Origin of the sequence: Owenweeksia hongkongensis DSM 17368, from assembly GCF_000236705.1 — a bacterium.
In the GTDB taxonomy this organism is placed as follows: Bacteria; Bacteroidota; Bacteroidia; order Flavobacteriales; family Schleiferiaceae; genus Owenweeksia; species Owenweeksia hongkongensis.
The window spans coordinates 1,840,717-1,853,576 of sequence record NC_016599.1; the positions used below are offsets into that span (position 1 = coordinate 1,840,717).

Consider the following 12,860-nt stretch of genomic DNA (forward strand, 5'->3'; position numbering starts at 1 on the left):
TTAGAGAGACCGAGAAGCTCCTAAGGATTGAGGAGATCACTCGGCCGAACTTAAGCTGAGTAACAAGCAGGTTATCCATTTCTTGCAAGCCTAGACTTTTTAGTTCGTTTTGGGGCACCTGAGGTGCAACCGAAAGCATAAGCACTTTGCGCATAATGCCAAAATGAACATTAAAAAATTAAATAAAACCAGTGGCAATAAAAGACCACATCAAAAAAGATACAAATGAGATTATTACAGACTGAACTTAAGAACAAAGTGTTGCAGTCTATGATGAATATTCTTGACAAAAGACGTGAAGACATTATAGCTGCCAATCAAAAGGATTTGGACGCATTTGACAAAAACGACCAGGCTCTTTACGACAGACTGATCGTAAACGAAGCCAAGGTTGATGGTATGATCACAGCTGTAAAAGAAGTGATGCAGCAGGATGATCCCGTTGGAGAAGTTATCTCACAGAGAAAATTGGAAAACGGCCTAAACATCATCAATAAGACAGCACCTTTCGGCACCATCATGATTATTTATGAGTCTCGCCCCGATGTTACCATTGAAGCAGCAGTTTTAGCCTTTAAGGCGAATAGCAAAATATTACTAAAAGGTGGTAAAGAAGCCTTTCATAGCAATGTTGTTTTGGTAGAATGCTGGCATGAAGCTCTTACTGAAAATGGCCTTGATAAAGACTGGATCCAGATGCTTCAGATGAATCGTGAGGAAACTCAGGAATTCTTAAGAAACCCAAGCCAAAAGCTGGATTTGATTGTTCCGCGTGGTGGCGAACGATTGATAGAATTTGTAAAACAACACGCTAAATGCGCAGTTCTGGTGAGCGGTAGAGGAAACAACTTCCTTTATGTACATAAGGATGCAGATTGGCAGCAAGCCCTTAAAGTGATTGTAAATGCAAAGACAGCTAAGATTTCCGCCTGCAATGCACTTGACAAAATTTTGGTGGATGAAAACCTTCCTGAATTTGAAAGTCACCTGAAAGAACTTCAAAAAGTGCTGAAGGAAAATAAGGTAGAAATATTGGTAGATGATAAAGTGAGTGGCATCTTGAATGATGAGCAAACCATCACCGATAAGGCAATTTGGAAAGAAGAGTTTTTAGCACTTAAAAGTGTGGTTGGTTCAGTGAGCAATCCCAATGAAGCCATTGATCTGATCAACGAAAATAGCGGTGGCCACTCCAGCACTATTATGACAAAAGATGCCAGCACCGCAGAAACTTTTATGGAACAGGTAGACAGCGCAGCGGTGTATCACAATGCCAGCACACGTTTTACTGATGGTGGCTCAATGGGCGTTGGTGCCGAGTTGGCTATTAGCACAGATAAACTTCATCATCGTGGACCATTAGGCCTTAAGCAATTGGTGACTAACAAATATTATGTTCATGGAGATGGACAGATAAGAGAATAGGATATAACCCTATTTCTTGCTTCTCGACTTCGCTCGAAGTGACAACCAGTTCGCAAGGTCACATTGAGCGAAGTCGAAATGTTTTGCGCCAAATTTTGAAAAGCATATATACTTCCTACTTACCTTTTCTATTCCTTCAGAATTTAGGATTTTTGCGAAACGCTCTCACCAAAAAGAAACAAATGAGAATTACCTTTCTTACTGCTTTATCATTTCTATTTATCAGTAGTGCTGCTTTCGCTCAAGGCGAAAAAAGTAACACCAAGAAATTTCCCAAAGAACTCAGGTACAACTTTAGTGAAGATGGTGAGCAATATGTAAAGGCTACTTTTCTTGCACAAATTTGGGGGCGATACACAGACAATAATCCAGGTACCACGCTTTATGGTTTTGACGAACCTACAAGCTTTGACATGGGACTGCGAAGAGTGAGAATGCAGGTGTACGGACAGCTTACTGATCGAATATTTTTCTACACTCAATTTGGGCAAAACAATTTAAGCTCAAGCGGACCGCGAAAGCAAGGCATCTTTTTTCATGATGCACTAGGAGAGTTTAAAGTTTACAAAAACGCAGTTTCGATAGGTGCCGGCCTTACTGCCTGGACAGGTGCCAGCCGCTATTCCTCTCCTGCCATAGGTAGCATTCTTACTTTAGACGCTCCTCTTTATCAGCAATACACTGCCGATATTTCCGATCAGTTTGTACGAAAGCTCAGCATTTATGCAAAAGGTAAAATTGGCAAATTGGATTACCGCTTAGCCTTGAGTGACCCTATGGCTATTCCTGTTTCTACGGGTCAACCAGGAGGAATAAGCACTAGCTCTATGTACTCTTCAGAGCCGCCAAAAGCGCAGATACATGGTTACTTTATGTACCAATTTATGGATCAGGAAGACAACACTACACCCTATAACGCTGGCAGCTATTATGGCAAAAAAACTATAGTAAACCTGGGGGTAGGATTTGTACAACAACCTCAAGCCATGTGGAATCTGTCAGATGATCTTCAAGACACTTTGCGCAGCAATCTGTCAATTCTTTCAACTGATTTCTTCTTTGAAAAGCCACTTGACAAAACCAAGCAAAACGCGGTAACTACATATGCCGCTTACACGTTTTCTGATTATGGAAAAAATTATCTCCGAAACACTGGAGTGATGAATCCCGCCACCGGAAACAGTAATTCCACGGTGGTAAACGGAGCCGGAAATGCCTTCCCTATGAATGGTACAGGAAACACTATTTACGCGCAAGCGGGCTACCTTTTTAGGAAAGACCTATTAAAAGATCTTGGAACAATCCAGTTATTTGGTGCGCTACAACATTCTACTTTTGATGCACTTGACGACCCAATGCTGATGTACGAACTTGGTGCAAATTGGCTGATTGCCGGAAATAATGCAAAGCTTTCTCTAGAATATCAAAGCCGACCCGTATTTGAAACGGATGCTCTTGGAGATGCTAAAACCACTGCCCGAAAAGGTATGGTGGTGATGCAATTACAAGTTGGAATTTAGAGTGGGCAGCCGATAAACTTTGTTAAAATAAAAGTCTCTGCCTGATTTTATTTTACATTCGCTCCCTCATCAAGGAAATTAATTACTGCCCTTTGAAAAGCAGATTTTCACAAATACTGATTTCTATTTTTGTGCTCATCGGCACTGCCCTATTTATCAATAGCGGCTCCAATGAGCGTAAAAAAGTATTTGACCTTGAAACGTTAGAAAGCACCATTCTTATTGAAGAAGCTTCTTCAGACAGTGATTTCGAAATTTCCTTTTCTGGCTTTGGAAGAATCAATCTTAAGGAGCATTTATCAAAACTCTTCTACGAAGGCACTTCCAAATCAGATAGACAAATTAGCCTTTCTCTTGCAGAAACAAGTAAGCTGTACATTCTTTTCCAGCAGCTTAGAGTTTACTCTTAGCCACTCACCTAGCTAGTTCTGTAAGGTTCTGGCCATTTGGATTGCTGCTAACATTTTCGCCAGCCCCTCTTTTTTCTTCAATTTTAAAGTATCAAATCGCAATGTCCGGTAAGGACAAATCACTTTTGTGAAAAGCATTATAGGAGCCATATTTCTCACGCTTATCCTGATCTTTCAGTTTTCGGGTAGTCAGCTCCTATTTCATATCCAGCGATCGCAAATACGCAGGGAGATAAAATCTCAAATAAAACAGGGTGTACCCAAAGAGGAAATGGTACGCTTTCGATTTTCAAAATCCAATCCCAATATACATTGGCACAACGATCATGAGTTTCGTTTTGAAAATCACATGTATGATGTGGTACACCAGGAAAGCACTACTGACAGTCTATTTTTGATGTGTATTACAGATGATCAGGAAACCTCACTTTTTGCACAGCTCAGCAAACTCACCAATAGTCATTGGAACCAATCTCCTGCCAAAAAACAAAGTCAACAAGCCGTCTCTGCTCTGAGCACTTTTTACCTTTCGACAAACGCTGAATTCACACTAAGCCATGTTTCACAAGCCCATCTACAGGGCTCTTCGTTTTATTTTTTTATTGAAAAATGCTGGGCCTCTTCGCCCGACTCTCCACCTCCGCAAGGATTGGCTTAAATATCAATCAGACTTTATAAGTCTGTCCTTAAGAACATTGCGGCCTTTCGCCTAAGCGCGAATAGCATGCCTGTTCCCCTATTTCACAATAAAAAAAATTTAAAACACAGAATGAAACGAATTATATTTTCGCTGGTGCTGATGCTGCCTTTTGCAGTAATGGCTCAGCAACAACTGAGCGGTGTTGTATATGATGCCAACACTAACAATCCTCTTGTGGGCGCCTCTATCATTACCGTAAATAATAAAGGGGTTGCGACTAATACCAATGGAGAATTCTCTTTGGCATGTAGTGATAAAATCACCATTAGCTTTATAGGTTACGAAACTGCCGAAATGCAAATTGCAGACTGCAGCAAGTCGGTTCGCATCAACCTTACTCCTTCTAAAAACAAGTTGGACGAAGTAGAAATTACGGCAACTTCCAACTCTAACAAGGAGTTGATCAACCAGCCTGCTTCTATCGTAAAGCTTGATAAAAAGGAGATAAACCGTGGTCAGGGCATATTCTTGGATGACGCCATCAATGCCAATGTTCCTGGCGTGTATATGTCGCGCAGAGCGGTTGCTTCAGGGCAGCAGTTCAACATCCGTGGATATGGAAATGGCGTGGGATTTAAAGGCGCCAACAATAACTTTGACTCACAAGGTTCTAAAGTTTACCTCAACGGAATTCCGGTTACAGATGCAGAAGGAATCACTGTGATGGACGACATCGATTTTGGATCCATAGGTGATGTAGAAGTTACCAAGGGCCCCTCGGGTACTTTGTATGGGCTGGCCATTGCCGGTGTTGTAAATCTTGAAACCGTACAACCTGAGCCTGGCCGTACATCTGTTGGCCAAAGTGTGATGTTTGGAGATTATGGTGTGCAGCGATACACTACAACATTTCAAACAGCAAGCAAGCGTTCCTCACTTTTGATAAACTATGGTCATCAGGAAGCTGATGGATTTATGGAGCACACGGCCTCGCAAAAAGACTTTGTGAATGTAATGGGAGAATTCCGTCCTTCAGAAAAGCAAAAAATCACCACGTATTTTGGCTACAGCAACAGCTATGACGAACGAGGTGGTGAGCTTACCATCGATCAGTACAATGATTTTGACTACAGCGGAAACGCCCGTTATATCAAGAATAACGCACACTCTGAGGTAATTCGCTTTAGAGCAGGATTAAGTCACAACTACACTTTTGGTGAGCACATTGCCAATACCACTACCATTTTTGGTTCCGGAGCCGCAATGAACTCAAGCTCTGCTGGTGGCTGGAATGACAATCATCCGGTAAACTATGGTGTTCGTTCAACTTTGGACTTCAATTACAGCCTCAACCCAAATTTCCGCTTGAGCGGTATTGCAGGCCTTGAAGCGCAGCAGCAAAAAGCTCAGCCACTGAGCTATAGCATGGTAACCGACAGCTCGGATATTGATGGTTACAATGTGATTGGCGGACTTCGAAGCAATCAAATTTCAAACACAGGCACCTACTCATACTTTACCGAGTGGACTTTGGCCATGCCCATGGGATTTGCTTTTACCGCTGGAGTTGGTGTTAGCAATATGAACATCACTCTGGATAATAGAGTGTACAATGCAGCTAGCACATTCCCTACACATTATGAAGCCAATTACGAAAATATGGTATCGCCACATTTTGCCTTGAACAAGGTGTTCAACGAAAATGTATCAGTTTACGCTTCATACAGCAAGGGATACAAAGCGCCAGTGAGCTCCAATATTGTAATCGGAAACACTGGTGAACTGAACACCGGATTGAAACCTGAAGAAGGTGATCAGTTTGAGATTGGCACCAAAGGAAACCTGATGAATGGTAAGCTTCAGTATGAAGTGGCTCTATTTGACGCCAAGTTTACCAACAAAATGACAGCCGTAGCAGTACCATTGGATAGTGTAACCACGGACTATACCTACATTGCCAATGCTGGCGGTCAGGATAACAAAGGTTTAGAGGTATTACTGAAATACACCGCTTTCCAATCCAACACTGCGATATTTAGCTTGGTACGCCCATGGGCAAACTTCACCTACAGTGACTTTACTTACAATGATTTCTCATATGCATCATCTACAGAAACTGTGATTTATGATGGAAATGCAGTGGCTGGAGTTTCGCCTGTCACCTTCAATTTAGGTGTGGATTTCAACACGCGTTATGGCATTTACGGAAACGTAAATTACAACTTCAAAGATGCGATGCCGATCACCTCTGATGGCGCAAACATGACTGAGGCTTTTAGCCTTCTTAATGCCAAACTGGGTTACCGCAAAACTTTAGGTAAACACTTCGATTTAGAAGTTTTTGCTGGCGCGAATAACATCACCGGTACGCAGTATTACTATATGATTTTTGTGAATCAATTGGCTGATGCGTATTTGCCAGCACCCTATGAAATCAACTATTATGCTGGGGTTAATTTGAAGTACGTATTCTAAAAACCAACACTTTGTAAACAAGCCTTCGCGGTTCTTTGCGGTCTTTGCGCCTCTGCGTTGAAGTAAATTACCTCAACGCAGAGGTACAGAGAACGCTAAGTCTCGCAGAGTCAATAACATTTTTAAAGCATGAAAAAAATATTCTTCCTTTTTGGCTTTACTGTCCTGCTACTAAGTAGCTGTGGCCGTTTTGCCAATGAAGACACCAACACAACTTCAGCAGAAAAAACAGAAGGAAAAGCACCACGAATCGTTTGCTTGGCCAAGCAATACAATGAAATAATTTTTGCGCTTGGCGCGGAAAAAGACCTTGTGGCAGTGGACCTTTCCAGCACTTATCCGCCCAAAATAAAAGATCTCACCACTGTGGGTTATCATCGTGCGCTTAGTGCGGAAGGCATCCTCAGCATGAAACCGGATTTGATTATTCATGACAATAACATTGGGCCGGAACATGTGGTAACGCAATTGGAAAGTTTAAAAATCCCAATGAAAACCTTTGGTGAGTATGATCATACCATTGAAGGTACTGAAGAGCTGATGCGCGAAATGGGCACCTATTTTCATAAAGAAGAAAAAGCAGAAGAACTTTGCGCCAAGCTTGAAGCTGACATGTCTGAAGCACTTGAGGCAGCAAAAGCCTATACCGACACACCAAGTGTGGTTGTTATCCATTTTGGGCGCGCCTCAAACATTTATCTTACAGTAACCAAAAACAGTACTGCTGGTAAAATGATAGAATGGGCAGGTGGAAAAATGGCCATCGATGGCGAACGTGGAATGCGTCACCTTTCCTCGCCTGAGCTTATCGCAAAAGCAAACCCTGATGTGATTCTACTTACCGACTTTGGCTATGATCGCCTGGGCACACAGCAAAAGATTGAAGAGCTACCAGGCGTTGCCGGAACCAATGCCGCAAAAAATGCTCGCATTTATCGTGTGGAAGAACATGACCTAATTTACATCGGCCCACGTACCGGTGAGAATGTACAGTTTCTTCAAGAGTTGATTCATAAAAAGTAATTGCCTTCCTGAAAAGGATTGGCCTTCAACAAAATGACAAACTGAATGAAGCTCCTCCTTAGAGAGACTGGGAAGCTCCGAAGGATTGAGGAGATCACCCAGCCGAACTTAGGAAGAGCAAAAGGCAGATTATCATTTTGTTGTAAGCCTTGACCTTTTTGGTTCTTTTTGGGTCAAGCCAAAAACGAACAATAAACAATTTGAAAGAAAATATTAAATCACTTTATGAAGAAATTGACGCTCATACCTGTCATGCTATCCATGATTCTTCTCATCTCTATTTTCCTCTCCATGCGTTTTGGCGCCATCAATTTGACTTGGGAAGAAATACAAGAGGGGTTTACTCAGCTTTTCTCTGGTGGGGAAGTTGGCCTGAATGCTCGCATTTTTGCTGAGTTGCGCTTGCCGCGAGTTTTACTTTGTGTAATTACCGGAGCAAGTTTGGCCGTGGGAGGCGTTTTAATGCAGGCTCTTTTCCGCAATCCCATTGTAGAACCAGGACTTGTTGGAACCAGCAGCGGAGCGGCTTTTGGAGCTTCGCTGTATTTTGTGTTGGGTTCAGTTTTGAGTTTTAATGCCGGAGAATGGACGCTGCCCATTGCGGCTTGCCTTGGTGGAATTATCGCTACTTATTTAGTTTTTGTGCTCAGTGGCTCGTTTCGCTCGCGTGCTTCCATTGTAGGTTTGCTCCTTACGGGAATTGCCATCAATGCGCTTTTCCTTAGCGGAATTGGTTTCCTCTCCTACATTGCCCGCGATCCTCAGGCACGCTCCATCACCTTTTGGAATTTAGGTACTATTTCGGGAGCCAATTGGCATTCCGTTTTCATAGTTGGAGTAAGCACCATTGCTTGTGCTTTATTAGGGCTTCGCTATACCAAATCCCTAAACGCCTTGATGATGGGCGAGGACGAAGCGCAGCTTATTGGGGTAAACATCAAACGCCTAAAACTGGAAGTGCTGACCATCAACGTCATTATCGTTTCTGTGGCAACGGCCTTTACGGGAGTTATAAGTTTTGTGGGCCTTATTGTACCACACATCCTCCGCATGATGGGCGGTTCGGATAATCGTTATTTGTTGCTCAACGGTGTGCTCCTTGGCGGAATTGTAGTGACCTTGGCTGACCTGATTGCCCGCATGAGTCTGCGCCCCGCAGAATTGCCCATTGGTATTGTAACTTCTGTTGTGGGCGTTCCTGTTTTCATCTTTCTATTACGAAAAGGCAAATTCTATTTCTGATGATTACCACCGAAAACCTCAGCTTACAAATCGGCAATAAGACATTGCTACATCCGCTTTCGCTAAAATTAGAAACTGGCCTACTGCATCTTATTCTTGGCCCCAACGGAGCTGGAAAATCCACTTTAGTGAAATTACTGAGCGGTCAACAAAAGCCAAGTTCTGGAACTGTTTTTTATGATGACCACAAACTGATTTCTTACAGAGTGGAACACCTTGCACGCTTCAGGGCGGTGCTTTCGCAAAGTGTAGATTTTGCCTTTCCCCTTAAGGTAAATGAAGTGGTGATGATGGGTCGCTATCCACTTTTTAGCAGCAGTCCAACCAAAAAAGACAGGGAAATTATAAGCCTCGCCATCACACTTTTTGAAATAGAAAATTTGGCGAATCGCGATTACACCACTTTGAGTGGAGGCGAAAAACAGCGGGTACAGTTTGCACGCATAATGGCCCAAATATGGCCAGATAACGACAAGCCTAAAATCCTTTTTCTGGACGAGCCCCTCACCTATCTCGACATCAAATTTCAGTATGACTTCCTGAACCTGATTGCTGATTTTCTAAAAAAGCATCCGCTTACGGTAGTTGGTGTTCTTCATGACCTAAATCTGGCCGCGCGTTTTGCAAACAACCTAATCTTACTAAAAGAAGGCCATTTAATTGCCCAAGGAAACCAAGCCCACGTGTTGACTTCCGAGAATATTGAAAAGGTTTACGGAATGACGCCAAGAATAATTGAGCACGATAAAAGGCTGCTGATTGATTTTTAAACAAACACAGTTCTTAAATTGCGGTCTCTAAATTTCTATGTCTATGAAACTCCGTTTTTTGATTCTCACCGTATTTACCATTGCAATTTCTTCCAGCTCATTTGCGCAAAGCAAAAGCCGAGCTTATGACAATGCCGCTGCCATTGAGGAAGTGATTCGCGAAGCCTACATAAATGGTGTGTACAACACGGGCTATATGCTTTCCGTGACCCAAGGTTTCAGCCCTGACTTTACAGCTATCGTATTTGAAGATAAAGATCAAAGCCGACTGGAAACCATTGAAGATTGGATAAAGAAAACTGAGCAAAACAAAGCTTCGGGAAACCTTCCGCTAAAAGGCGAACAAGAGGTAAGCTTCAGCATCGTTAAGCTTGAAATCTCAAATAACATTGCCAATGCCTGCGTGCAATTTATGGTGGGAGGCAAGGTGCAACACACCGATTTTATTGGGCTTTACAAATTCAGCACAGGTTGGAAATTGGTAAATATGATGTACGAGGAAGGGCAGGAAGAAAAGTAATTTTCTACCCTCTTCCCGGAGGTGGTGGAGGCCCCATCATATCGTGGCGTCTTTTTTCCTCATCACTAATTTTTGGACCATCAAAAGCGCGTAGCGTGTAGGTAAAGGTGAGCATCACATATTGTTGCAAAACGGTGGTTTCCACATCCTCTAAATAGGTTTCACTTACCGTTCTCGAAATACTGGTATTCTGCCCAAGGATATCAAAAGCACTAAGCTTGATTTCGGCAGCGTCCTTCTTCATAAACTTATACCCGATGTAGGCATTCCAAAGCCAGTAGCTTTGGTCAATCCCTTCTGAAAGCCCGGAATAATAGGTGTTTGTCAAGTCTGTATTAAAGACAAAACCATTACCCAAAAGCCAATTGAATTTAAAGCTTGTAGTTTGATTGAAGTAGTTATTATCCGTCACGGTGGCCAGCGTGTTATCTACAAAATTATAGCTCGCATTATAGCTTACCGTAAAATCTACTTTCTCACTAATATTGCTCCCCAGTACCGCTCCACCATTCACATTAGTGGTTCTTGCATTGTTGGTGATATTATTAATTAATCCTGGAGCATTGGTATAACCTCCCCCTCCGCTTAGGTTTAAATTACTCTTCAATTTCGTTACTGGAAAACCATAGGTAAGCGTAGTTTTTGCATTAAAATACCCGTCCATATTTTCGGGAGTACTATACTGAGAACCCGCTGCCAAAGGATACCCATTGATCGATGTATCCGCATCAGCGATAAAAGTAGATGTTCCTATATAGTCCTGTTTGTACTCAGCCAGTCCAAAAACAAAAAAGGTTCGAGATTTTTTAGGCGTGTTCAATGCATAATTACCCACTACAAAATGGCGCACTTCCTGATCCAATTCCGAGTTTCCACCTGTAAGTTGCAAGGTGTTGGAGTTATCCACCACATCCTGAAGTTGGCTCACCGTGGGAGCTGTACTGGCACTTCTATAGAAAATCCTGATGTTGGAAGTATCGCTTATCTTTTTGCGATACATCGCCATGGGCAAAAAAGTATTGAAACTGCGGGTAAGATCATATTCCTGAGGATAGGTTTGATCTGAAACCAGCTCCGCATTTTGAAAGTTTAATCGAAACATCAAGTTGCTTCCCTTTTGGCGCAACATATAGCCAGCTCCCACTTCCTGCTTGGTGTAGCTACTTGAAAATACGTTACTCAAATTATCCTGAAGAAAATCATACCCTCCCGTAATAGAATCGTAAGAATAAGTTCGCTTATCAGAATTGGAATACGTAACCGAAGGTGAGTAATCCATCAGCAACATCCCCGCTTTTCCTACGGGCTCAGTAAAGCGTAGGCTAGCATTATAAGATGTGCTGGTTGTGTACAAGTCACTTTGTTGACGCAAGTTATAGCTGGAGCTAGAAATTGTGTCTGAAAAAAAGTTCTCCGAAGCTGTAGTACTCAAACCATCCTTGCTATCATAATCAGAGCCCAGACTCAAAGAGAGCGTTCTCCTCTTCTTTTTAAACTTGTGACGATATAGTAAATCTCCTGCAAGCTTGTACCCAATCTGATTACTTTCGGTAAGGCTGGTGGTGCTGTTCAAGAGCTGACCTTCATTAAAAGTAGCTCCATCCAAAAGACTATAAGACGTGTAATCCTGAACGCTCAACGATGGACGAAATAGCAAGGAATTGTTTTCGTCAATCTCATATTCCATGCGCATATTGAAACGGTGATTGAGGTTGTTGCTATGACTACTGTCATTTTGAGCATACGTTTGCCCACCTATCGCATCAGTATAATACTCACGGTTGGTAATGGACTGACTATTATTTTTTGTTTGATTAAAAAAGTAATTGCCACTCACTTTAAATTTCTTTCCCCACTCATCTGAGTAGTTCACACCGAACGCATTGGTAGTCACGATACCCGTTTGTTGCCCTACCAAAAAGTCCTCGGCTCCACCGCCTCCGCCTCTAAAGCCACCTCTTCGTCCAGAAGTATTGCCCACTGCACCCAGAATATCTTCTGTTGAAAAATTCTGAAGATTGATATTGTTGAAATTTCCCAATAAGCTTACTCTTTGATCGCCATTAAAATAGTTGTAATTAAAACCTCCATTGTAGCGATTATCCGTTCCGTAGCCCACATATCCCTTCCCAAAATGACCGTTATTCTTACCCGCTTTGGTCAATATGTTTATCGTTTTCTGAGTGTTCCCATCATCAAATCCGGTAAACTGCGACTGCTCACTTTTTTCATCATACACCTGAATTTTATCAATGATTTCGGCAGGTAATGATTGCAAAGCCAAGGTAGGATCAGTTGAGAAAAACTCTTTCCCATCCACCAATACCTTTTTCACCTGCTCACCTTGCGCCTGCACCTCTCCATTTTGAACTAGCACTCCCGGCATTTTTGCAATTAAATCTTGGGCACTCGCATCCGGGTTTACCTTAAAGGCATCCGCATTGTACTGTGTAGTGTCACCCAGTTGCTGCACTCTATCCTGGATTTCCACCACCTCAACTTCGTCCAGCAACTCTTTATCTTCCTCAAGTTTAAGTGCCCCCAAATTTTGATTACCCGACACACTAAGCTCTCGCTCATAAAGTTTGTATCCAATAAAACTCAGCTTGATTACATAGTCTCCGCCTGGTACATTCTTAATTGTAAATGAACCATCTACTGCGGTGGTCGCTCCCCACACTTTTTGATCGGATTTATTTTCTAAAAGCACATTAGCACCAATAAGTGGCTCATTGCTTTTACTGTCGAAGAGATTGCCCGAAATAGAATAATCTTGTGCGGAAACACTAAAGATGCTCAAGAATAAGAAGGCTGCTAGAATATTTTTCAAAGTGC

At 42.4% G+C, this 12,860-nt stretch carries 10 protein-coding genes; 9 read left to right on the top strand and 1 reads right to left on the bottom strand.

Annotated features, from left to right (window positions below; translation table 11 throughout):
- Positions 1-225 precede the first annotated feature (225 nt).
- From OWEHO_RS08345 to OWEHO_RS08385, 9 genes are all read left to right on the top strand, one after another.
- Positions 226-1,425, top strand: coding sequence for a glutamate-5-semialdehyde dehydrogenase (locus tag OWEHO_RS08345; RefSeq protein WP_014202039.1), 1,200 nt, complete (start codon positions 226-228; stop codon positions 1,423-1,425).
- Between the two features lie 182 nt (positions 1,426-1,607).
- On the top strand, positions 1,608-2,945 hold the full coding sequence (locus OWEHO_RS08350; RefSeq protein ID WP_014202040.1) for a hypothetical protein: 1,338 nt from the start codon (positions 1,608-1,610) through the stop codon (positions 2,943-2,945).
- A 92-nt stretch (positions 2,946-3,037) separates the two neighbouring features.
- Positions 3,038-3,355 (top strand): hypothetical protein, encoded by a 318-nt coding sequence (locus OWEHO_RS08355; RefSeq protein WP_014202041.1) that lies wholly within the window; start codon positions 3,038-3,040, stop codon positions 3,353-3,355.
- Between the two features lie 127 nt (positions 3,356-3,482).
- Positions 3,483-4,013 carry a hypothetical protein gene (locus OWEHO_RS08360; protein ID WP_041627512.1) on the top strand — a complete coding sequence of 177 codons (531 nt, stop codon included), beginning with the start codon at positions 3,483-3,485 and terminating at the stop codon, positions 4,011-4,013.
- 111 nt (positions 4,014-4,124) lie between these two features.
- Positions 4,125-6,470 carry a TonB-dependent receptor gene (locus OWEHO_RS08365; protein WP_014202043.1) on the top strand — a complete coding sequence of 782 codons (2,346 nt, stop codon included), beginning with the start codon at positions 4,125-4,127 and terminating at the stop codon, positions 6,468-6,470.
- Between the two features lie 129 nt (positions 6,471-6,599).
- Positions 6,600-7,493 (top strand): heme/hemin ABC transporter substrate-binding protein, encoded by an 894-nt coding sequence (locus OWEHO_RS08370; RefSeq protein WP_014202044.1) that lies wholly within the window; start codon positions 6,600-6,602, stop codon positions 7,491-7,493.
- A 225-nt stretch (positions 7,494-7,718) separates the two neighbouring features.
- Positions 7,719-8,735: a FecCD family ABC transporter permease gene (locus tag OWEHO_RS08375; protein ID WP_014202045.1), complete on the top strand. Its 1,017-nt coding sequence runs from the start codon at positions 7,719-7,721 to the stop codon at positions 8,733-8,735.
- The gene (locus OWEHO_RS08380; RefSeq protein WP_014202046.1) at positions 8,735-9,505 is read left to right on the top strand and encodes a heme ABC transporter ATP-binding protein; all 771 of its coding nucleotides are present in this window, start codon (positions 8,735-8,737) and stop codon (positions 9,503-9,505) included. The genes OWEHO_RS08375 and OWEHO_RS08380 overlap by 1 nt, the downstream gene beginning before the upstream one ends.
- Positions 9,506-9,548: 43 nt before the next feature.
- Positions 9,549-10,025 (top strand): nuclear transport factor 2 family protein, encoded by a 477-nt coding sequence (locus OWEHO_RS08385; protein ID WP_014202047.1) that lies wholly within the window; start codon positions 9,549-9,551, stop codon positions 10,023-10,025.
- Positions 10,026-10,029: 4 nt separating this feature from the next.
- Here the strand turns inward: OWEHO_RS08385 and OWEHO_RS08390 are convergent, their stop codons facing one another.
- Positions 10,030-12,855 (bottom strand): TonB-dependent receptor, encoded by a 2,826-nt coding sequence (locus OWEHO_RS08390; protein ID WP_052301107.1) that lies wholly within the window; start codon positions 12,853-12,855, stop codon positions 10,030-10,032.
- Between the last annotated feature and the right edge of the window lie 5 nt (positions 12,856-12,860).